Source organism: Actinomadura craniellae, assembly GCF_003289645.1.
Classification (GTDB): Bacteria; Actinomycetota; Actinomycetes; order Streptosporangiales; family Streptosporangiaceae; genus Actinomadura_D; species Actinomadura_D craniellae.
The window spans coordinates 1-20,129 of the sequence record NZ_QLYX01000007.1 but is presented as its reverse complement, the minus strand read 5'-3'; the positions used below and the strand labels follow the sequence as shown (position 1 = coordinate 20,129).

Below are 20,129 nucleotides of genomic sequence, written 5' to 3'. Positions count from 1 at the left end.
GCCGTGACCTCGATCACCGGGACCGCACCCGTACCTCATCTGTGCGCCCGAGATTGGGCCGGTGCACAGTCCGGGCTCAACCCCGGGCCGCGAGTTCAATGTAAAGGGCGGCGAGTTGGTCCACCGCATCGCCCTCGGTCGGCAGGGCGGCGGCCCGCCGCGCGGCGGCCTCACCCAGCCGCGCCGCGAGGTCCCGGTCGCCGAGGACCCGCTCGACCGCCGCGCGCAGCGCCTCCGGTGCGCCCGGCGGCACGAGCAGCCCGGCCTCCGGGCCCACCAGGTCGGGGACGCCCCCGACCTCCGTGGCCACCAGCGGACGGCCCGCCCGCAGCGCCTCCTGGACGACGAGCGGCTGCCCTTCCCACACGCTCGGCAGCACCACCACGTCCGCGGCGGCCATCAGGACGGGCACGTCCGCGCGCCGGCCCAGCAGCCGGACCGGCAACCCCTCGGCCGCGATCCGGTCCCGCAACTCCCCCTCCAACGGCCCGTCTCCGGCGAGCGCCACCAGCGGCGGCGGGGAGTGCCCGGCCCATCCCGCGGCGGCGTCGAGCAGCGTGGGCAGCCCCTTCTGCGCAGCGAGCCGGGCGACCGTCACCACCAGCGGGCGGTCCTCCGCGCCGAGCAGTTCCGCCCGCAGCCCGGCCCGGGCGGCCGCGTCCGGACGCTCCCGCGGCGGCGGGGCCGGCACCAGCGCGCGCCCCACCCGCCGGGCGCCCAGCGCCCGCATCCGCTCCTCCAGGTCGGGCGAGACCCCGAGCACCCGGTCGGCGCCGCGGGCCACCACCCGTTCCAGCGCCGCGTACACCGCGCCGGCGGCCCCGCCACCCGCCGGGGCGGCGTTGTGGAGGGTCACCACCAGCGGCGGGCCGCCCCGCGACAGCCGCAGCGGCCCCGGAGCCGTCCGGGCGCGCGCGGCCACGGCCAGCCCGCCCGTGCGCAGCCCGTGCGCGTGCACCACGTCGGCCCCCCGGACCAGGGAACGCAGCCGGACGACCGCCCGGGCGTCGCGCACCGGACGGGGCCGGTCCGCGAGGTCGACCACGGCGAACCGCGCCCCCACCGCGGTGAACCCGAACGACTCCTCGGTCGAGGCCGGCCCGCACACCAGCACCCGCGCGCCCCGGTCGACCAGACCGGCGGCGACCGAGCGCACGTGCCGGCCCACCCCTCCGGCGCTGGTGCCGAGCACCAGCGCCACCCGCAGCCCGTCGAGCCCCTCGCCCATGATCCCTCGTCTCCTCAGTCGGTGCCGCCGGACACCCGGCGGCCGAGGACGGCCCGCAGATCCCCGCCGTCCAGCGGGAACGCGACCGCCAGGAACACCGCTCCCGCGGCCAGGGCGGCCAGGGCGGCGGTCGCGACATTCATGATCTGGCCGCCGGTGCCGACGGCGGCCGCGACCGCATACCCCGCCAGGCCACCGACGGTACCCGCGACGACGCCCGTCCCGGCCGCCCGGGGCAGGCCGCGCACCGCCTCCGGCCCGCGGGCGCGCACGAGCACGACCAGCAGCAGCACCCCCGCCACGGTCATCCCCACGGTGTTGCCGAGCCCGAACGCCGCCACCACCCAGTCCTCGGGCAGCACCGCCACCAGCACCACGTCCGCCACCACCACGGCGAGCCATCCGGCCACCGTCGCGCCCGCCGCGGCCCGGTTCCGGTCGCAGGCGAACAGCGCCCGGCCCAGGTGGGCCACCAGCCCGTAACCGAGCAGGCCAGGAGCGAACGCCACGATCGCCCGGGCCAGCACCTCGGGCCGGTCCCCGGGAGCGCTGTCGAGGAAGTGGGCGGCGGGAACCGCCACGGCGGCCAGCACGGCGGCGCCCGCGCCCGAGGCCAGCAGCACCGCCCGGGTGGTGGCGGCGGCGGTCCGGTCGAACGCGGCGTGGTCACCCGCCGCCACCCGCGCCGACAGCACCGGGAACGCGCTCGTCGCGATCGGTACCGCGAGGATCGCCCACGGCAGCAGGAACACCGCCCAGGCGTAGTTGTAGTCGGTGAGCGCGCCGACCGTTCCCCGGCCCTTGAGCACCACCACCGCCAGCACCGCCAGTTGCTGCGCCGCCACCGTGGCGAGCCCGGCCACCGCCAGCCCGCGCGCCCGGCCCGCCACACCCGCGGGGAACCGCAGGGTGGGGCGCAGGCCCGGCCGCAGCGGCGCCACGGCGGCCACGGCCGTGACCACCAGTGCGGCGACGCCGAGGGTGGTGCCCACCGACAGCGTCAGCTCCGCGGCGGACGGCAGCCGGGCGAGGTCGTCGGGGTCGGCGGGGGCCAGCGGCACGTACGCCAGATACGCCGCGATCACCACCAGGCTCGACACCAGCGGGGCCAGCGCGGGAGCGGTGAAGCGCCGGTGCGCCTGGAGCACGCCGTAGAGCACCACCGCCAGGCCGTACAGCACGATCTGCGGGGCGAAGACCACCAGCATCCGGGCACCGACCGCGGCCATCTCGGCCGGGTCGCACCCGCCCTGATCGCCCTGGACCAGCAGGGACATCACCGGCCCGGCCAGCGCGGCGGCCAGCAGTGACAGCGGCAGCAGCAGCACGACCACCCAGGTGACCATCGCGGCGACCGTCCGGCGCACCACCTCGCGGTCACCGCGGTCCACCGGCCCGGCCAGCACCGGCACGACCAGGGTGGCCAGCGCCCCACCCGCGACGATCTCGAAGACGATGTTGGGCACCTGGTTGGCGGTGAAGTAGGCGTCGCTCAGGCACGACTTGCCGACGGCCTGGGAGAACACCACCGTCCGGCCGAATCCGGCGACCCGGGCCAGCACCGTCAGCGCGGCGATGAGCACGGCCGCCCCCGCCAGGCCGCCGGTCAGGCGAGCGGAACGTCCCGTCACGGTCTTTTCATAGCACTGTCACGCCCTCACCCTGACCGTGCCGCGGCAGGGCCATGACCGGCCGGTGGTGTCACGAGGCGGCGTCGGCCACCCGTGCCGGGCCGGCGGGGGCGTTCTGCGCCGGGGGCGTGTGCACCGGCCGGCGGCCCAGCATGTCCACCCAGTTCAGTGCCGGGGTGCGCTGGATCACCTTGGTGAAGCTGACGAACTCGCTGGCGGCGTTGAGCCCGACCAGCCCGGCGAGCACGGTGAGCCTGGCCGGTCGGCCGAGGCGGGTCGCGGCCAGGCCGAGCAGCGCGCCCAGCGCGTTGGCGCCCGCGTCGCCGAGCATCGCCCGCTCGCCCAGGTCCTCGGGCAGGAGGGCCAGCGCGGCACCCAGGGGGGCGGCCACCACGGCCGCCGACGACGTCGCCGCCAGCGGAACTCCGGTGATCACACCCACCTTGATCGCCCGGCCGGGGCGCAGGTCGAACAGGTTCATCAGGTTGGCGGCGCTCGCCACGATCGCGCCGTCCACCAGGGTGTCGAACGCCCGCCCGGCGCGGGTGGGCGCCGGAGAGCCCGCAATGGCGGCGGCGGCCAGCCCGGTCGCCCCGATACCGAGGATCTTCACCGCGCCGCTGGTCACCTCGCCCCGGGTGAGCGCGCTCAGATGCCCCTTGAAGCCGCGTGAGGAGGCCGATCCGGCCAGGTCGTCGTAGGCGCCCAGCGTCCCGGCACCGGCGCCGGCCAGCAGCGCGGCGGCGCGCATCCGGCCGGTCGGGGCGAGCAGCCCGGCCGCGGTGGCGCCGGCGACGAACGCCGGGCCCTCCAGCAGGGTCACCGGCTCGCCCCGGTGGTTGGTCCGGCCCCACAGTTCCGCCCCGGACCGGCCGGCCCCGCCGGGGGGGCGCCGGGTCAGTGCGGCGTAGGCGGCCCGGGCCGCAACGGCGCCGAGGACCCCGGCGGCGATCGCCCGCTTCGCCCCGCTCATCCCGCGCCTCCCGTGGTGGGCACCGGGGTGGGCAGATAACCGCCCGCTCCGGGCCCGATGCCGTACTGGCCCGTCTTGCCCTTGATCTGGCCCTCCAGCGCCAGGATGAGGGTGACCTGGCCCGAGGCGGCGTCCACGGTGTCGACCGTGGACACCTGGCCGGCGGCCGCGGCATCGCGCAGGGTGGCGATCAGGCCGCCCTCCCCGGCCGCGGTGAGGGGGCCGCCCAGGACACTCCCCCGGCCGGCCCGGTCGAGCTCGGTGGTCAGCGAGACGAGCGCCTTGTTGTCGATGTCAGCGCCCTTGCCTTGGTAGGGCGTCGATGGAGCGATCACGACGGCGAGTGTCGCATGCTGGCCGGGCTTCCCGCTGGTGGTCACATAACCTTGGTCTTTCAACGCGGCGAGGATCTCGCCGCCCGAGGCGTCCTCACGGCCCGCCCGGGCCGGCTGGTTGGTGACGATGGCCGAGGCCAGCACCGCTCCGGCCTTGTCATAGGCGGTGGCCTCCGCCGGGAAGGCCAGCTCGGCCGGCTTGACGGCGGCGGCGAGCTGGTCGAGCACCGCGGCCTGGTCGTCGTCGAGGAACTTCTTCTGGACGGTGACCCGGCCGGTGACCGTGGCGCCGGCGCTCTTGGCCAGCTCGGTGACCTGGTCCAGGTTCTGGTCGTTGGCCCCCGGCGTCTCGACGAAGACGACCGACTCGCCCTTCAGCCGGGCGGCCACCGCCTGCGCGGCCAGCGCCCGGGCGAACTGGTCTTCACCCTTGAGCCGGTCGCCCATCTCCTGCTGGCGGGCCCGCAGTTCGTCGTTGTTCCTGGCCAGCGAGCCGGCCTGGCTCTTGAGCTGGTCGAGTACCGGCGTGCGCAGCGTGGTCGCCCCCAGCACCAGCCCGACGGCCAGCGACAGGAAGATCGCGATGATGGAGACGAGGTGGTAGCGGAAATCGATCACGAGAAGAGTCCGGTCAGCCAGAAGAGGAACCCATGCCAGCGGTCGGCCAGCACGGGAATGAGGACGTCACCGGCCGGCGAGACCAGCACGGCGACAATGACGACGATGAAGGTGGCCAGCACCAGCAGCAGCAGCGACCACGTGGAGATGCGGCTGCGGTAGAGCCGCGAGACGCCCTTGGCGTCGACGAGTTTACTGCCCACCCGAAGCCGGGTGAGGAAGGTACTCGCCATGCCCGCCCGGCCCTTGTCGAGGAACTCGACCATGTTGGCGTGGGTGCCGACCGCAACGATGAGCGTGGCGCCCTTGTCGTCGGCGAGCAGCATCGCGATGTCCTCGCTGGTGGCGGTCGCGGGGAACACCACGGCCTCCTGCTCCAGCTCGTGCACCCGCTTGAGGCCGGGGGCCCGGCCATCCCGGTAGGCGTGCACCACCAGTTCGGCCCCGCAGGTCAGCGCCTCGTCCGAGACCGAGTCCATGTCGCCGACGATGAGGTCGGGCCGATAGCCCGCCTCGATCAGCGCGTCCGCCCCGCCGTCGACCCCGATCAGCACCGGCCGGTACTCGCGCAGGTACGGGCGGAGCGTGGCGATGTCCTCGCGGTAGTGGTAGCCGCGCACCACGATCAGCGCGTGCCGCCCCTCGATCGAGGTCGTGATCTCAGGCACGCCGACGCCGTCGATCAGCAGGTCGCGCTCGCGGCGCAGGTACTCCATCGTGTTGGCGGCGAACGCTTCGAGCTGGGTCGCCAGGCCGGCCTTGGCCTCGGTCATGGCCGCATCTATGGTCTCGGCGGTCTGTACCGTGCCCTTGGCGATCATCTCGTCGCCCCGGTACACGGCCTCGTCGAGCACTCGGACCACGTCGCCCTCGCCGAGCTTGGCGAAGATCTCGGGGCCGGTGTCGTCGACCAGCGGGATGCCGGCCTCAATCAGGATCTGCGGGCCCAGGTTCGGGTAGCGCCCGGAGATGCTGCGCGCGACGTTGACGACGGCGCCCACCTTGCAGGACACCAGCGCCTCGGCGCTGACCCGGTCGAGGTCGACATGGTCGATGACCGCGATCTCACCGGGCTGCAGCCGCTTGGTGAGCGTCTTGGTCCGGCGGTCGAGCCGTGCCGTCGCGCTGATCCCCGGCTGCCCGTCGCCGGTGGACCGGCCCAGCGCGAGCAGGCCGCGCCGCGGCAGCCGGAGGGGGAGGCGCCACGAGCGCGGCTCAGAGGTCGAAGACGGCTCGTTCATCACCGACCATCCTGCCAGAGGGCCCCGGATGGGGCGGGTAACGACGATCGTTCAGGCGTGTTCGCATGAACACGCCCCGTCACAATAGGTCACCGTTCCTGGGCGGCGAGACCGAGCAGTTCCTCCGCGTGGGCCCGGCCGAGCTCGGAGTCCTCCAGCCCGGCGAGCATCCGTGACAGTTCCCTGACCCGGCCGGTGCGGTCGAGCGCGGTGACGCCGCTGCGGGTCACGGTGCCGTCGTCGGACTTCTCCACCAGCAGATGCTGGTCGGCGAACGCCGCCACCTGGGGCAGGTGGGTCACGACGATCACCTGTGCGCTGCGTGCCAGCCGGGCCAGCCGCCGCCCGATCTCCACCGCGGCCTTGCCGCCCACTCCGGCGTCGACCTCGTCGAAGACGAAGGTCGGCACCGGGTCGGCACCGGCGAACACCACTTCGATCGCGAGCATCACCCGGGACAGCTCACCACCCGAGGCGCCCTTGTTCAGCGGGAGCGGCGGGGCGCCCGGGTGCGAGGCGAGCCGCAGCTCGACCTCGTCGACGCCGTGCGGGCCGAAGTCGCCCCCCTGGGTCACCGAGACGTGGATCCGGGCGTGCGGCATGGCCAGCGCGCCCAGTTCCTCGGTCACCGCGGCGGAGAAGCGCTCGGCGGCCTGCTGCCGGACCGTGGTCAGCTCCCCGGCCAGCTCGGTGAGCCGGGCCGTGACCTCGGCGTGCTCGGCGCGCAGCGCCTCGATGCGGTCGTCGTCGCCCTCCAGCTCGGTGAGCCGGGCCGCCGACCGTCGCGCCCACTCCAGCACCCCGTCGACGCTCTCGCCGTGCTTGCGGGTCAGCGCGGTCAGCGCGGCCCGCCGCTCCTGGACGGCGGCCAGCCGGGCTGGGTCGGCCTCGATCGACTCGGCGTAGGCGGCCAGTTCGGTGCCGATGTCGGAGACCAGGTAGCTCACCTCGGCCAGCCGGTCGGCCAGCCCGCCGAGCGTCGGGTCGTGCCCGGCCACCCCGTCGAGCGCGTGGCGGGCGGTGCCGATCAGGCCGGCGGCGTCCGCGGCGTCCGTCGTCACGGCGGCCGGGTCGCCCAGCAGCGCCTCGTGCGCCGTGGTCGCGGCGGCCCGCAGCGCATCGGCGTGGCCGAGGCGCTCCTCCTCGGCGGCCAGCTCGACGTCCTCGCCGGACTTGGGGTCGACCTGTTCGATCTCCTCCAGGCCGAAGCGCAGCAGTTCGGCCTCCTGGGCGCGCTCCCGGGCCCGGGTGGTCAGTTCCTCCAGCAGTGCCGTCACCTGGCGGTGCCGCTGGTAGGCCGCGGTGTACTCGCGCAGTGGCTTGGACAGCGCGTCGCCCGCGTACCGGTCGAGCGCGGCGCGCTGCCGGCCGGCCTGGAGCAGCCGCTGCTGGTCGGACTGGCCGTGCACCGCCACCAGCTCGTCGGCCAGGTTGATCAGTAGGCTCACCGGCACCGACCGACCGCCCAGATGCGCGCGGGACCGTCCCTCGGCCGACACCGACCGGGTGATGATCAGCGCTCCCTCGTCGAGCTCGCCGCCGGCCTCGGCGACCCGCTCGGCCACCCGGCCGCCCGCGTCGACCATCAGCCGTCCCTCGACGGTGGCGCGTTCGGCGCCCGGCCGCACCCGCTGGGGGTCGGCCCGGCCACCGAACAGCAGCCCCAGGCTGGTGACGACCATGGTCTTGCCCGCACCGGTCTCACCGGTCACGACGTTGAACCCGGGGGACAGATCGAGCACGGCCTCGTCGATGACCCCAAGGCCCTGGATCCGTACCTCCTCGACCATCGGCCGCACGAGCGTCACATCCCTCGGCTGTAGATAGGCCCCGCGGGGGTGATCCCCGCACGGGGGAGGTTACCGCTCCTGCGCGCGGGCATGACCCCGCCAGCCGCTGACCGGCAGGCCGAACTTCGTCACAAGGCGATCGGTGAACGGGGTCAGGTGCAGGCGGGCGAGCCGGACCGGCGAATCGCTCCGGCGCACCTCCACCCGGGCCCCGGGAGGCAGGCCGACGGTGCGCCGGCCGTCGCACCACAGGACCGCCCGCGGGGTGTCCGGCAGCACCTCGACGGCCACCACGGACTCGGGCGACACCATCAGCGCCCGGGCGAACAGGGCGTGCGCGCTGATCGGCACCACGAGCAGCGCCTCCACCTCGGGCCACACCACCGGACCGCCCGCGGAGAACGCGTACGCGGTGGATCCGGTCGGTGTGGCGCACACCACTCCGTCACAGCCCCACCGCGACAGCGGACGGCCGTCGATCTCGGCGACGACCTCGAGCATGCGCTCGCGCTCGGCCTTCTCGACGGTGGCCTCGTTGAGCGCCCAGGTACGCTCGACCACCATGCCGTTGCGGCGGACGGTCACGTCGATGGTCATCCGCTCCTCGACGTCGTACCGGCGGGTGACCACCCGGTCGACCGTCGCGGCGAGGTCCTCCCGCTCGGCCTCCGCCAGGAACCCCACATGCCCCAGGTTGACGCCGAGCAGTGGGGTGCCGACCGGGCGGGCCAGGTCGGCGGCGCGCAGCAGCGTGCCGTCCCCGCCCAGCACCATGACCGTCTCGGCGCCCTCGGCCGACTTGGGGTCGACCGGCACCACCTGCACCTCGGGACAGTTCAGGGCCTCGGCCTCGCCCTCCAGCGCCCGCACCGTGATGCCCGCCTCGGTCAGCCGGCGGATCACCAGATGGGCGCTACGGATCGCCTCCGTCCGGCCGGTGTGCGCGACGATCAGCACCGACCGCTCGCCGGCGCTCACCGGCCCACGCCGTTCCTGCTCATTGGGGCCCCTCCGCAACGGCCTCGGCCAGCTTCGCATCGTCCAGCGGCGGTGCTCCCGCACGCAGCCACAGAAAGTACTCCACGTTGCCCGACGGACCGGGCAGCGGGCTCGCGGTCACCCCGGCCACGCCGAGCCCCAGGGTCGCGGCGTGGCCGGCGACCTCGGCCACGGCGGCGGCCCGCAACTCCGGGTCGCGAACGACCCCGCCGGCCCCGACGTGCTCCCGGCCCACCTCGAACTGCGGCTTGACCATCAGCGCGTAGTCGGCGTGCGGGGCGGTGCACCGCCGGAGCGGCTCCAGCACCAGCCGCAGCGAAATGAACGACAGGTCGGCCACGACCAGGTCGGGAACCGGCTGCCCCACGTGTTCGGGGGTCAGCTCGCGGACGTTCAGCCGCTCGATCACGGTGACCCGCTCGTCGGTCCGCAACGACCAGGCGATCTGCCCGTATCCGACGTCGACGGCGACCACCCGGGCCGCGCCGGCGCGCAGCAGCACGTCGGTGAAGCCGCCGGTGGAGGCTCCGGCGTCGAGGCAGTGCCGGCCGCGCACCCGCAGGTCCGGGAAGGCGCGCAGTGCCCCGGCGAGCTTGTGCCCGCCGCGCGAGACGTACTCGGGGCCGTCGTCGGTGGAGGCCACCACGATCGGCGCGCCGGCCGCCACCTGGGTGGCCGGTTTGACCGCCGTCTGCCCGGCCACCTTGACCCGGCCGGCGGCGACCAGCTCACCGGCCTGCTCGCGGGAACGGGCCAACCCCCGACGCACCAGCTCGGCGTCCAGCCTGCGGCGGGTGCTCACGCCGGTTCCCCCTCCTGGTCCGCCGAGACGAGGACGTCCTGCAACCGCTGGTGCACGTCCTCGAAGATCTCGACGTGCTCGGCGACCGGGCGGCCGGCGAGCTCGTCCAGCCGGCCGAGCGCCGCGTCCACCCGCGCGTCACCGGAGGATTCGCGGCTCGCGGACCGGTCGGCGGGCGCATAGGCGCCGTCCCCGGACATCGGTTCCCCCTTCTGCAGCGCCGGACCGCGAGTCGCGTCCGGTTTGATAAGAACGCTACCGTCCAACGGGGACATCGTTGCCGACCGGAAGGGGAACGGCCTGACCATGGCGAACGAGTCTGAATGCCGGGCGGCCCTCGGCCGTATCGTCAAGCGGCTGATCGAGGTGGACCCGCAGGAGTTCGCGGCGCACGCCGTCGACCGGAGCATCAGCTGCCGGATCACGGATCTGGGGCTGGCGTTCGCGTCCCGGCTGCACTCCGGCGGGCTGGACCCGTTCGAGCCGACCGAGGACCCGGGGACGGCCCAGGTCCGGATCTCGGTGCGCAGTGACGACCTCGTCGCGCTGGCCGACGACGAGCTGCACGCGGCGCGGGCCTGGGCGACCGGCCGGCTGAAGATCGAGGCGAGCATTTTCGACCTGGTGCGGCTGCGCAAACTGCTGTGACCGGGGCGCCCGCGAGGACGCCCCGGTCACCGGGTCCCGATATCCGTCAGTGGCGGGCCTTCAGTGGGCGCGGCAGGCGCATGTCGCGCTCGGCCATCAGCTCGCGGAGCCGGTCAGGGTAGTCGGTGATGATGCCGTCCACCCCGTCGTCGATGAGCTTGGCCATCGTGGCCTTGTCGTTGATGGTCCAGGGGACCACCTTGAGGCCGAGCCGGTGGGCGTCCCGCACCATGGTGCGGGTGACGTAGGGCCGGTAGTCGGGCTGGTCGACCGTGCCGTTCTGCGGGAACCCGTGCACCGGTGAGAAGGCGTCCGCGCCGAAGGACTTGATCGCCTTCAGCGGGTCACCGCCGAAGTCGTCGATGTCGATCCCGCCGAGCCAGGGCGAGGCGCCGGGCTGCCCGGTCTGCAGGAAGTCGTAGTTGGTGAGCGCGATGAGGGGCAGCCGGGGCTCGACCCGCCGCATGCGCATCAGCGCGCCCCAGTCGAAGCTCTGGACGGTCACCTGGCGAAGCAGCCCGGCCCGGCGCACCTCGCGCGCGGTGACCTGGACGAACTGCTCCCGGGGTGCGGTCTCGTGCGGGGCGCCGGCCTCGACCTTGGTCTCGACGTTGAGCTTGACGCCGTACGCGCGGTACCGGTGGATCAGCGCGAAGACCTCGCTCAGCAGCGGCATCTTCGCCCCGGGCACGGTCCGCTGGGTGGGCAGCACCGCGAGGCTGCCGCAGTCCATGGTGCGGACCTGCTGCAGCGTCAGGGTGTTGATGTACTTGCCCACGTAGGGGAACTCGGGGTCCCCCGGCCGGGCGGGGGCGGTGTCCTTGCACTTGGCGGCGCTGATCCTGCGGTCGTGGGTGACCACGGCCCGGCCGTCCTCGGTGATCTGCACGTCGAGTTCGAGCGTGCTCACCCCCAGCTCCAGCGCGTTGGCGAACGCGGGCAGGGTGCTCTCGACGACCAGCCCCAGCCCGCCGCGGTGCGCCTGCAGGTCGAAGGCCTGCCGTTCCTTGCCGCCCGGTGTCGCCGCGGCGACACCGGGGACGGCCGCGACGGTGACGCCGGCCAGAAGGGCGGCCAGGGCCGCGCCACGCCATTTCCTCATCGGTTGAATGTCCCTTTCCTGGGCCTAGTGGGCGTTTTCGCCGCTCTACGCTCAGGGACCGGGACGACGGAGGGGAATGCGTCAGGTGAGGTCCAGGCGAACCCTCCGTGATCGCCGGGCGTCCGCTGTTCTCTCAGCCGAGGCCGAGGCCGAGGCGGGACAGGGCCGTCGTGACCGCGCCGGGGCGGACGGGCTCGTCGGACCGCCAGGCCACCGCGCACAGGGCACGCAGGCCGTCGTACGGGTCGCCTCGGCCGGTCAGTTCGATCTCGTCCCCGGCGGGCCCGGCCGTCCAGCCGCCGCAGGTGCGGGCTTCGCCGTCGCCGCCCACCGCGGGATGCGGCAGGAGCAGGCCGGTGAGGTCCGGTGACAGGTAGGTGGGGCGGTGCCGTGGCTCGGCGGTCAGCGCCCGGAGCGGGTCGGTCACCCCGGTGAAAACCAGCAGGCTGTCGGCGCCGCCGTTGTTGGCGCCCTCGATGTCGGTGTCGAGGCGGTCGCCCACCACCAGCGGCCGCCGCGCACCGGTGCGCAGGATCGACTCACGGTGCAGCGGCAGTTCGGGCTTGCCGGTCACGACGGGGTCGACGCCGGCGGCGGCACGGATCACCTGGAGCAGTGCGCCGTTGCCCGGCTTCGGCTGCCCGTCGCCGCCCGGGATGGTGAGGTCACCGTTGGAGCCGACGAACAGCGCGCCGTCCATGACGGCCCGCGCCCCCTCGGCGATCAGGCCGTAGGAGAGCATCGGGTCGTAGCCCTGGACCACCGCGAGCGGGTGCTCGGACGCGACCGACACCGGTCGCAGCCCCCGGGCACGCAGCGCGTGCCGCAGCCCCATCCCGCCCACCACCAGGACCTTCGCCCCGGTGGGCAGCCGTTCGGACAGCAGCCGGGCCGCCGCCTGGGCCGAGGTCACCACGTCCTCGGCCGCGGCGGGGACGCCGACCTCGGTGAGCAGCGCGGCGACGGCGCTCGGGGTCCGGGAGGCGTTGTTGGTGACGAAGGCCAGCCGCTGCCCGGCCGCCCGTGCCTTGGCCAGCGACTCGGCGGCGTGGGGGATCGGCCGGTGGCCGGTGTAGACGACGCCGTCGAGGTCGAGCAGCGCGACGTCGTAGGCCTCGCTCAGTGGACGGTCGGCCCCTCGCACGGTGACGTGCTCCCTTCGGATGGGCTCATGGTTGCGGTTCCTTCAGATCATGACGCGGCTCGCGGGCCCGGTCCTCCCCCGGACGAGGGAGCTGGGGGCGGATCGGCCGGAACTCACCGGCGGGCGTCGAGGGTGGCCCGGGCGTGCCGCAGCGCGTTCGCGTAGTGCTTGTTCTCGGGACGCATCGCCACGGCCAGCGCCAGGTGCTCGACCGCCGACTCGAAGTCGCCGAGCCGGCTGAGCGCCAGCCCCAGCCCGAACAGGGCGTAGTCCTCCGACGGGTTGTCCTCCACGATCCACCGGAAGCTGTCGGCGGCCTGGGAGTAGAGCCGGGCCCCGTACTGGGCCCGGGCCAGCGCCTCCCGGATGCTACGGGAGGACGGCTCGGCCTCGGCCGCACGCTCCAGCAGTTGGACCGCGGCGGCCGGGCTGCCCGCGGTCAGCAGGTCGAGCCCCCGGGTGTACCACTCGTACACCCCGCCGCTGGGCGCCGCCTCGCCGCGGACACGATCTTCACCTGGGGAATCCGCCGGGCCGTCAGATCCTTGAACCATGATGTGGACCTCCCCTACGACTCCGAACACTCCGCACGCCGGGCGGGGCCCGTCGCGCCCCCGCCCTCTAGCATGCCCCTGATGCACGATGATGCGTCCTCCGACCCTGATCCGGAGGAGTTCAGCAGCCGGATCTTCGGCGCGGGGCCGCCGGACCCGCGCGCCCGGGAGGCCGGGCTCGAACTGCTGCCCTTCCGGGGGGTCCGCTTCGTCCCCGAGGTGGTCGGCGACCTGGCGACCGTGACCGCCCCACCGTACGACCTGATCGACGACTCCGAGGCGGACGGGCTGCGGGCGTCCGACTCCCACAACATCGTCCGGTTGATCCTGCCCCACCGGACGCCGGGCGGCGCACCCGCGGACCCGTACCGGCAGGCGGACGCCGTCCTGCGCAGTTGGCTGACCGAAGGGGCGCTGACCGTCGACCCCGAACCCGCCCTGTACGTCTACGAGGTCCGCGGCGGCGACACGCTCCAGCGGGGACTGATCGGGGCCGTCGGGCTGCGCCCGGAGTCGGCCGGTGTGGTCCTGCCGCACGAGAACGTCTTCCCCGGGCCGGTCCGGGACCGGCTGGCCCTGATGTCGGCCACCCGGGCCAATCTGGAACCCATCTTCCTCCTCTATGACGGTGACGCCGGTGGGGTCGCCGACGGTGACGGCACCGCCGGGGCGGCGGCGCGGGTGGTGGAGGAGACCGCGGCGGGCGAGGACCCGGTCGTCGAAGTGACGGCCGGCGGGCTCGCCTACCGGCTCTGGCGGGTCGCCAACCCGGCCGAGCACGCCCGGGTCGCGGCGGACCTGCGCGGCCGCCGGGCGCTGATCGCCGACGGCCACCACCGCTACGCCACCTACCGGGCGCTCCAGGCCCGGCACCGGGCGGCCGGCGCCGGGGCGGGGCCCTGGGACCACGGGCTGGCGCTGCTGGTCGACTCGGCCCGCTACCCGGCACGGCTGGGCGCCATCCACCGGGTGCTGCCGGACCTGCCACCAGAGGAGGCGGTGGACCGCGCCAAGGAGGTCTTCCGCGTCACCGAGGCCCCGGCCGACCCGGACGCCGCCCGGCGAGCGCTCGCCGGCGCGACCGGCCCCGCCTTCCTCCTCGGCGGCGGGACCGGCCCGCGGTACCTGCTGACCGAACCCGACCCGGTCCGGCTGGAACAGGCCCTGCCGCCGGGGCGGTCGGCGCGGTGGCGGCGGCTGGACACCGCCGTCCTCGACCACCTGCTGATCAGCGGGGTCTGGGGCGTGGCCGAAAGCGAGCACACCGTGCACGTGGTGCACCACGACCCGGCCGCGGCCTTCGAACGGGCCCGCCGCACGGGCGGCACCGCGGTCATCCTCAACCCGCTGCGGACCGAGGACGTCCTCGCCGTGGCCGAAGGCGGCGAGCGCGTACCCCGCAAGTCGACCTCCTTCGGCCCCAAGCCCCGCACCGGCCTGGTCTTCCGGCTCTTCGACTGACGGAACGCCGTCACCCCGGCGGGAGCACTCAGAGTTCGGGAAGGTCGTCTCCCGCCGGTACGACGTCGAGAACATCCGCATCGTGGACATGGACCTCGATCCGGCTGGCCCGCACCCCGCCGGGACCGGTCCAGAACCGGCGGCGCAGCACGCCCCTCACCTCGATCAGGTCGCCCGCCCGCCAGGTGTCGGCGAAGCCGCCGACCCGCTCGTCGAACGACGCGCACGGGATCGTGTCGACGACCCGGCGCCCGGCCCCGGCGACGGGCCGATCGATGATCATTCGCCAGGTCACGACCTCGCCACCGCCGGGTAACGCCTTCCAGCTCGGCTCCCCGGCCAGCCTGCCGATCAGCGTCACCTGGTTGACATGCGGCTGCACCATGAACGGCCTCCCTCCGAGGCGCCGCTCCGCCCGGAACGGCGCCCTCCTTACGATGGAACGGCCGGTGCCCGGTCCGGTAGCCCGGGCCGCACTTGTGGACGACCGTACGGAAGGGCGGGCCATGAGCACGATCACGCCGCTGGGCGACGACGTCTACGAAATCGACACGCGGATGGCCGACCAGCCGGGCATCACCGCCGGATACCTGATCCTGGCGGACCGACCATGCCTGGTGGAGCCCGGCACCGCGGGATCCGCCCCGGTCGTCCGCGAGGCGTTGACCGAGCTCGGCGTGGGGCCCGAGGACCTGGCGACGGTCGTGGTGACCCACATCCATCTCGACCACGCCGGCGGGGTCGGCGACATGGCCGAGCTCTACCCCCGGGCCGACATCGTCGTCCACGAGCAGGGCGCCCGCCACCTGGCCGACCCGGCCCGGCTGATGCGCAGCGCCAGGATGGTCTACGGCGACCTCCTCGACACGTTGTTCGGCGAGCTCAAGCCCACCGACCCGGCCCGGATCCGGGCCGTCGAGGAGACCGGCGTGATCGACCTGGGCGGCGGGCGGCGGCTCCAGTCGCATTACTCTCCCGGCCACGCCCGGCACCACGTGGGCCTGCTCGACTCCCTGACCGGCGACCTGTACGTCGGCGACGCCGCCGGGATCTACATCCCGGAGACGGCCGACGTACGCCCCGCAACACCGCCACCCGACTTCGACCTCGACACCGCCGTGAACTCACTGCGCAAGTTCCGGGCGTTGCAGCCGCAACGCCTGCTCTTCGCGCACTACGGCCCGGTCACCGAAGTGATCGACACCCTGGAGCGCTCGGAGGAGGAACTACGGGTCTGGGTGGACGCCGTGCAGGAGGCCCGCGACCAGAAACTCGACCTCGACCACGCGGTGGCCATGGTCCGCGAACGGACCTACCACCGCTACCGCGTCACCGGGCCCGACGGCGACCCGGACACCGCGGCCCGGTACGAAATGCTGAGCGGGGTCGCCGCCAACGTGGCCGGCATCATGCACTCGCTCGACCGGCACGCCTGAACGGCTGTCAGCGCCGGAAGGGACCCGTCACCTCGTAGGTCACCCCGTCGGTGCCCGCGACGAACCCGCTGGCCCCCCGCTGGGAGGAGAAGTACAGCCGGGTGCCGTCCGGGGAGAAGGCGGGGCCGGTGATCTCCGACTCGTCGTGCCCGTTCAACCGGCTGAACGGGGCCACCGTCCCGTCGGGCGTGATCAGGTTGATCTCCATGTTCCCACCGTCCTCGGCCACGTACAGATCGCCCGAGGCGGCGCCGGTGACGTTGTCCACCCCGGTCAGCGGGGCCGCGCCGGCGGGCACCAGGTCGTCGTCGTAGGCGAGGCTGAGCATGCCCTGCTCCGCGTCGTAGGCCCACACCCGGTTGTCGCCCTTGGTGGTGAAGTAGCACACGCCCTCGGCGTAGTAGCAGCCCTCACCGCCCTGGAAGCGCAGCGCCCCCGACACCTGGTCGCGGGTGGGGGTGAGCCAAACCTCCGGGCTGGGCACCCGCCGCCATTCGACGGCGCCGGGCCCGGAGCCGACCATCACCTCCAGCACACCGGCCGACAGGTCGCCCCAGGTGTTCGGGCGGAACCGGTAGAAACACCCGTCGGACTCGTCCTCGGTGAGGTAGACCACCTTGCGGACCGGGTCGCAGGCCGCGGCCTCGTGGGTGAACCGGCCCATCGCGGGGCGCCGCTGGGCCGACCGGGCACCGTAGGGGTCGGTCTCGTACACCAGGCCCAGGTCGTACTCCTCGCAGGACAGCCAGGTACCCCACGGCGTCGCCCCGCCCGCGCAGTTGACCATGGTGTTGCCCAGGATGCGGTAGGCGCTCGTGATCTTCCCCGTCGCGTCGAACCGCACCGCGGACGCCCCGCCCACGATCGGGACCTCGGAGTTGCTGACATAGATCCACCCCGCGCCGTCGGGGAAGCATGCTCCCCCGTCAGGCGCGGGGTGCCAGGAATAGCGAGTGCCGGCCACCCGGCGCAGGGACCGCGCGACGACCCGCGACGTGAAACCCGCGGGCAGCTGGAGCCCGTTGGCGTCGGGCGCCCCCAGCGGGCCGTACGGCCCCGCTCCGGGCTGCGCGGGGGCGGCGAACGCCTGCTGCCAGAGCCCGCCCGCGAAGGCCGCGGTTCCTCCTCCGACGACGGTGGCGCGCAGCAGAGTTCGGCGGTTCAGTTCGGACGGCATGGCGGCACTCCCGGGGTCGCTTGCACTCACGGCGGAGTCGATCACCGGTGGATGCACCGGCCGCGCCCGATCGACCATGGACTCGTGAATATCGGATGAATCATCCGATCAAGTCAAGCGTGCGGCCCTTCGTCCGTTTTCTCCGCGGCGTCCTCGGCTCCGTCCTCAGCTCCGTCCTCGGCCGGAGGCGGCCCGGCCTCCTTGAACTCCACCGCCGGAACGCCACCGGCCGGTGGCCTCTCTTCCCGGAGCTCCCCGGTCACGTCACCGAACGGCACGGCCGGCGCAGACTCCGTGCCCGGCTCCCCTGCTCGGCCCTCCTCCACCGGCGGAGGCTGCACAGGATCTGCCTCATCTCCGTGCGGCTCGGCCTCGGCGGCCGAAGACGGGGGCCCGGGGACTTCCGATGCGCCGGCGGCCTCGTCCGTCATCTCGAACGGGCCGTCCGCCTCCTCGACATCAATGATCTCCAGACCCTCGAGCTCGGCGTAACGCTCGGCGGCGTCGGTCTCGCCGTCGCGGTCGGCCGCGGCCGCCCGGGCGAACCAGTCCACCGCCTCGTCCGCCCGGCCCGCCTCGGTCAGGGCGTCCGCGTACGCGTAGAACAACCGGGCCGACCAGGGACGCAACCGCCGGTCCCGCAACTCGGGAAGCTGCAAAGTGACCACGGCGGCGTCGTACTGGCCGAGGTCCCGGCGCGCACCGGACTCCACGATGCGCAACTCGACACGCTCAGCCTGGTCGAGCCGCTCCACCCCGGGAGAACGGGCCAGATCGAGCGCCCGCTCGGGACGACCGAGACCCCGCTCGCAGTCCGCCATGACCGGCAGGTAGGCGTCGTCCTGGCCGCGCAGCCGGCGAGCGGCCCGCAGCTCGGCGAGAGCGTCCGCCCACTCACCGGCGTGGTAGGCCGCCAGCCCGCTCGCCTCACGGACCACCCCCACCCGGGAGCCCAGCCGCCGGGCCGCCCTGGCGTGCGCCAGCGCCGCCGCCGGATCCTCGTCGAGCAGCTGGCCCGCCATCACCAGGTGCCGGGCCACTCGTACCGCGAGATCCTTGGGCAGGGTGCGCAGCTCGCCCCGGGCCTCGGCGTCCAGTTCCTCCCCGGTGACGTCCTCGGGCAGCGGCGGGTCGTTGTGCTGCGGCCGCTGCTGCTCATCACCGAAATCACGACCCGTCGGGCGATCACGCCGAGGTCCGCGCGGCTCGTCCTCCCGCCGTGGCCGGCGCGGCCCCGCGTCACGGCCGCCGGGCGGACGTCCTTCAGAGCGGCGGTCACGCCGTGGCCCGCCCGGGCGCTCCGCACCGGAGAAACCCCTCGTGCCCTCGCCGCCGAACTCCTCCCGGCCGGCGCCGGGACGTCGGTACTCCCGATCATCCCGGCCTCCTGCACGCGAATCGCGCGGCCTGTCCCCTCGTTCCGGCCGGGGACCCGCGGGCCGCCCGTACCGCGAGCCGCCACGCTCGTCGCGGCGGCCCTCGTACCCTTGACCGCCCCGCTCGCGTTGCGGACGTTCACCGCGGAAACCACCGCGTCCCTCCCGGGGAGAACCGTCACGTTCCCCGCCCGGACGCTCGTAGCGCGACCCACCACGTCCCTCGCGAGGGCCCTCAGGGCGCTCGTACCGCCGTTCACCGCCACGGCCGCCGGGACGCCCGCCCCCTGAGCGCTCAGGGCGTTCATAGCGTCCTCCGCCGCCGCGCCCGTCACGGGGCCCGGGGCCCCGGCCGCCCCGCTCCTCTCGCGGGCCGCCGGAACGCGGGTACCCACGGCCGCCGTCACGCTCCGAACGGAAGCCGCCGCCTCCCTCGCCCGATGAACGGCCGAAGCGCGAGCCCTCCCGATCCGCACGGGGACCGGTGGAACGCGGGTACTGGCCCCCGCCGCCGCGTCCCGTGCCCGAATCCCCGTCCCGCCGGCCGCGAGGGCCCCCGGGGCGCTCGTACCGCGACCCGCCACGCTCATCACGAGGCCCGCCCCGCGGGTACCCCTGTCCGCCCCGGTCCGTACGCTCGCCGCCAGGCCCCTCTCGGCGGAACCCGCGCTGCTCCCTGCGGTCATCGCGCGAGCCTCCCCCGCGCGAGTACCCCGAATCGCCGAAACGGCCCTCTCGGGGGCCGCCAGGACGGCGACGACCGGCGCCCCCCTCCCCGGACCCGCCCGATCCTTCGCCACGAGAACCGCCCGGCCGCCCGAACCCCCCGCCACCAGACTCCCGCCGATCCCGGCCCGGCCCGCCACGCCGATCCTCATCACCACGACCACCGCCGAACGACTGCCGCCCGCCCCGGCCACCAGGCCCGAACCGACCTCGGCCTTCGTCACGGCCGCCTTCTGCGCGAGAGCGCGGACCCTCCGAACGCGGCGCGCGCCGACCGTCACGCCCGCCCCGAGCGTCCGGCCTGCCACGGCCCGCGCCGTCGTTCCCTCCTCGCCGCTCACGGCCCTCGTCGCCGCGACCGTCCTCTTCCGCGCTCATCACACCTGCAAAGTCGTCGTATCGGCTGGGACCAGCCCAGCCTATTTGGCAAATTCAGCACATGCGACAAAGGCCGCCCGGATCGGGCGGCCTTTGCCTTGGGTATGTGTCCGGCGGTGTCCTACTCTCCCACACGGTCGCCCGTGCAGTACCATCGGCGCTGGAGGGCTTAACTTCCGGGTTCGGAATGGGACCGGGTGTTTCCCCTCCGCCAAAACCACCGAACGCCTCTCCACCAACCCTCTGGGGTATGAGCACCAGGGGTGGTGAGCTTGTGTTCGGGGACCTTGCGGTCACCTTCATTCAATTGTGGACGCGGGTCGCCTCCAGCCCCCCCTTTTCTTCGCTCTCTCCAGTGAAGGAAAGACCAAAGGGGGGTGGGGGCGGGTTCCCGGTTGTTGGTCGGGAACCGCACAGGGACGCGAGATCATCTCAACGACCGCTGAAGGTCGTTGGTGTTGGTCACCGTTGAGGTGTGGTGTTCAAGTCGCTCGGCCGATTAGTACCGGT

The 20,129-nt window shown here is 74.0% G+C and carries 18 protein-coding genes and 1 rRNA gene; 3 read left to right on the top strand and 16 right to left on the bottom strand.

The features are described from left to right. Window positions 1-76: 76 nt before the first annotated feature. The 9 genes from DPM19_RS16305 to DPM19_RS16265 all read right to left on the bottom strand — a co-directional run bounded on the left by DPM19_RS16305 (window position 77) and on the right by DPM19_RS16265 (window position 9,817). Window positions 77-1,228 carry a glycosyltransferase family 4 protein gene (locus tag DPM19_RS16305; protein WP_199485121.1) on the bottom strand — a complete coding sequence of 384 codons (1,152 nt, stop codon included), beginning with the start codon at window positions 1,226-1,228 and terminating at the stop codon, window positions 77-79. A gap of 14 nt (window positions 1,229-1,242) precedes the next feature. Then, window positions 1,243-2,859 carry a murein biosynthesis integral membrane protein MurJ gene (murJ, locus tag DPM19_RS16300; RefSeq protein ID WP_111868500.1) on the bottom strand — a complete coding sequence of 539 codons (1,617 nt, stop codon included), beginning with the start codon at window positions 2,857-2,859 and terminating at the stop codon, window positions 1,243-1,245. Between the two features lie 70 nt (window positions 2,860-2,929). Beyond that, complete coding sequence (locus DPM19_RS16295; protein ID WP_111868498.1) at window positions 2,930-3,832, bottom strand: hypothetical protein; 903 nt, start codon at window positions 3,830-3,832, stop codon at window positions 2,930-2,932. Further along, window positions 3,829-4,785, bottom strand: a complete 957-nt coding sequence (locus DPM19_RS16290; RefSeq protein WP_111868496.1) for a copper transporter — start codon at window positions 4,783-4,785, stop codon at window positions 3,829-3,831. Before DPM19_RS16290 ends, DPM19_RS16295 begins: the two co-directional genes overlap by 4 nt. Further along, on the bottom strand, window positions 4,782-6,026 hold the full coding sequence (gene steA / locus DPM19_RS16285) for a putative cytokinetic ring protein SteA (RefSeq protein ID WP_111868493.1): 1,245 nt from the start codon (window positions 6,024-6,026) through the stop codon (window positions 4,782-4,784). Before steA ends, DPM19_RS16290 begins: the two co-directional genes overlap by 4 nt. Window positions 6,027-6,115: 89 nt before the next feature. Next, window positions 6,116-7,816 (bottom strand): DNA repair protein RecN, encoded by a 1,701-nt coding sequence (recN, locus tag DPM19_RS16280; RefSeq protein ID WP_111869065.1) that lies wholly within the window; start codon window positions 7,814-7,816, stop codon window positions 6,116-6,118. 69 nt (window positions 7,817-7,885) lie between these two features. Then, complete coding sequence (locus DPM19_RS16275; protein WP_233510212.1) at window positions 7,886-8,794, bottom strand: NAD kinase; 909 nt, start codon at window positions 8,792-8,794, stop codon at window positions 7,886-7,888. Window positions 8,795-8,813: 19 nt separating this feature from the next. Continuing rightward, on the bottom strand, window positions 8,814-9,617 hold the full coding sequence (locus DPM19_RS16270; protein WP_111868488.1) for a TlyA family RNA methyltransferase: 804 nt from the start codon (window positions 9,615-9,617) through the stop codon (window positions 8,814-8,816). After that, a complete protein-coding gene (locus DPM19_RS16265; RefSeq protein ID WP_111868486.1) occupies window positions 9,614-9,817 on the bottom strand; it encodes a hypothetical protein in 204 nt (67 codons plus the stop codon). Before DPM19_RS16265 ends, DPM19_RS16270 begins: the two co-directional genes overlap by 4 nt. A gap of 106 nt (window positions 9,818-9,923) precedes the next feature. Between DPM19_RS16265 and DPM19_RS16260 the strand changes: the two genes are divergently transcribed. After that, entirely contained in the window at window positions 9,924-10,265 is a 342-nt protein-coding gene (locus DPM19_RS16260) for an SCP2 sterol-binding domain-containing protein (protein ID WP_111868483.1), read from the top strand. 46 nt (window positions 10,266-10,311) lie between these two features. Here DPM19_RS16260 and DPM19_RS16255 read toward each other — a convergent pair whose 3' ends face one another. The 3 genes from DPM19_RS16255 to DPM19_RS16245 form a co-directional block, all read right to left on the bottom strand. Continuing rightward, the gene (locus DPM19_RS16255) at window positions 10,312-11,367 is read right to left on the bottom strand and encodes a glycerophosphodiester phosphodiesterase family protein (RefSeq protein ID WP_111868480.1); all 1,056 of its coding nucleotides are present in this window, start codon (window positions 11,365-11,367) and stop codon (window positions 10,312-10,314) included. Window positions 11,368-11,500: 133 nt separating this feature from the next. Then, window positions 11,501-12,511 (bottom strand): HAD-IIA family hydrolase, encoded by a 1,011-nt coding sequence (locus DPM19_RS16250; RefSeq protein ID WP_111868478.1) that lies wholly within the window; start codon window positions 12,509-12,511, stop codon window positions 11,501-11,503. Between the two features lie 113 nt (window positions 12,512-12,624). After that, complete coding sequence (locus DPM19_RS16245) at window positions 12,625-13,065, bottom strand: tetratricopeptide repeat protein (RefSeq protein ID WP_111868476.1); 441 nt, start codon at window positions 13,063-13,065, stop codon at window positions 12,625-12,627. 81 nt (window positions 13,066-13,146) lie between these two features. Here DPM19_RS16245 and DPM19_RS16240 point away from each other — a divergent pair, with 81 nt between their 5' ends. Beyond that, window positions 13,147-14,526 carry a DUF1015 family protein gene (locus DPM19_RS16240; protein WP_233510211.1) on the top strand — a complete coding sequence of 460 codons (1,380 nt, stop codon included), beginning with the start codon at window positions 13,147-13,149 and terminating at the stop codon, window positions 14,524-14,526. Between the two features lie 28 nt (window positions 14,527-14,554). Here the strand turns inward: DPM19_RS16240 and DPM19_RS16235 are convergent, their stop codons facing one another. After that, window positions 14,555-14,911, bottom strand: a complete 357-nt coding sequence (locus DPM19_RS16235; protein WP_158566803.1) for a single-stranded DNA-binding protein — start codon at window positions 14,909-14,911, stop codon at window positions 14,555-14,557. Window positions 14,912-15,032: 121 nt separating this feature from the next. Between DPM19_RS16235 and DPM19_RS16230 the strand changes: the two genes are divergently transcribed. Next, window positions 15,033-15,962: an MBL fold metallo-hydrolase gene (locus DPM19_RS16230; protein ID WP_111868468.1), complete on the top strand. Its 930-nt coding sequence runs from the start codon at window positions 15,033-15,035 to the stop codon at window positions 15,960-15,962. Between the two features lie 7 nt (window positions 15,963-15,969). On the opposite strand, the gene DPM19_RS16225 is transcribed toward DPM19_RS16230, so the two are convergent. The 3 genes from DPM19_RS16225 to rrf form a co-directional block, all read right to left on the bottom strand. Further along, entirely contained in the window at window positions 15,970-17,139 is a 1,170-nt protein-coding gene (locus tag DPM19_RS16225) for an alkaline phosphatase PhoX (RefSeq protein WP_199485120.1), read from the bottom strand. A 113-nt stretch (window positions 17,140-17,252) separates the two neighbouring features. Next, complete coding sequence (locus tag DPM19_RS16220; RefSeq protein WP_233510210.1) at window positions 17,253-18,179, bottom strand: ICP22 family protein; 927 nt, start codon at window positions 18,177-18,179, stop codon at window positions 17,253-17,255. 1,548 nt (window positions 18,180-19,727) lie between these two features. Beyond that, window positions 19,728-19,844 (bottom strand): 5S ribosomal RNA (rrf, locus tag DPM19_RS16215). Window positions 19,845-20,129: the final 285 nt, after the last annotated feature.

Excerpts from the sequence above, each read along its gene's own strand:
- steA (WP_111868493.1), bottom strand. The coding sequence starts at position 6,026 with ATGAACGAGCCGTCTTCGACCTCTGAGCCGCGCTCGTGGCGCCTCCCC.
- recN (WP_111869065.1), bottom strand. The coding sequence starts at position 7,816 with ATGGTCGAGGAGGTACGGATCCAGGGCCTTGGGGTCATCGACGAGGCC.
- DPM19_RS16240 (WP_233510211.1), top strand. The coding sequence starts at position 13,147 with ATGCACGATGATGCGTCCTCCGACCCTGATCCGGAGGAGTTCAGCAGC.
- DPM19_RS16235 (WP_158566803.1), bottom strand. The coding sequence starts at position 14,911 with ATGGTGCAGCCGCATGTCAACCAGGTGACGCTGATCGGCAGGCTGGCC.
- DPM19_RS16255 (WP_111868480.1), bottom strand. The coding sequence starts at position 11,367 with ATGAGGAAATGGCGTGGCGCGGCCCTGGCCGCCCTTCTGGCCGGCGTC.
- DPM19_RS16260 (WP_111868483.1), top strand. The coding sequence starts at position 9,924 with ATGGCGAACGAGTCTGAATGCCGGGCGGCCCTCGGCCGTATCGTCAAG.
- DPM19_RS16230 (WP_111868468.1), top strand. The coding sequence starts at position 15,033 with ATGAGCACGATCACGCCGCTGGGCGACGACGTCTACGAAATCGACACG.
- DPM19_RS16305 (WP_199485121.1), bottom strand. The coding sequence starts at position 1,228 with ATGGGCGAGGGGCTCGACGGGCTGCGGGTGGCGCTGGTGCTCGGCACC.
- DPM19_RS16265 (WP_111868486.1), bottom strand. The coding sequence starts at position 9,817 with ATGTCCGGGGACGGCGCCTATGCGCCCGCCGACCGGTCCGCGAGCCGC.
- DPM19_RS16245 (WP_111868476.1), bottom strand. The coding sequence starts at position 13,065 with ATGGTTCAAGGATCTGACGGCCCGGCGGATTCCCCAGGTGAAGATCGT.
- DPM19_RS16225 (WP_199485120.1), bottom strand. The coding sequence starts at position 17,139 with ATGCCGTCCGAACTGAACCGCCGAACTCTGCTGCGCGCCACCGTCGTC.
- DPM19_RS16295 (WP_111868498.1), bottom strand. The coding sequence starts at position 3,832 with ATGAGCGGGGCGAAGCGGGCGATCGCCGCCGGGGTCCTCGGCGCCGTT.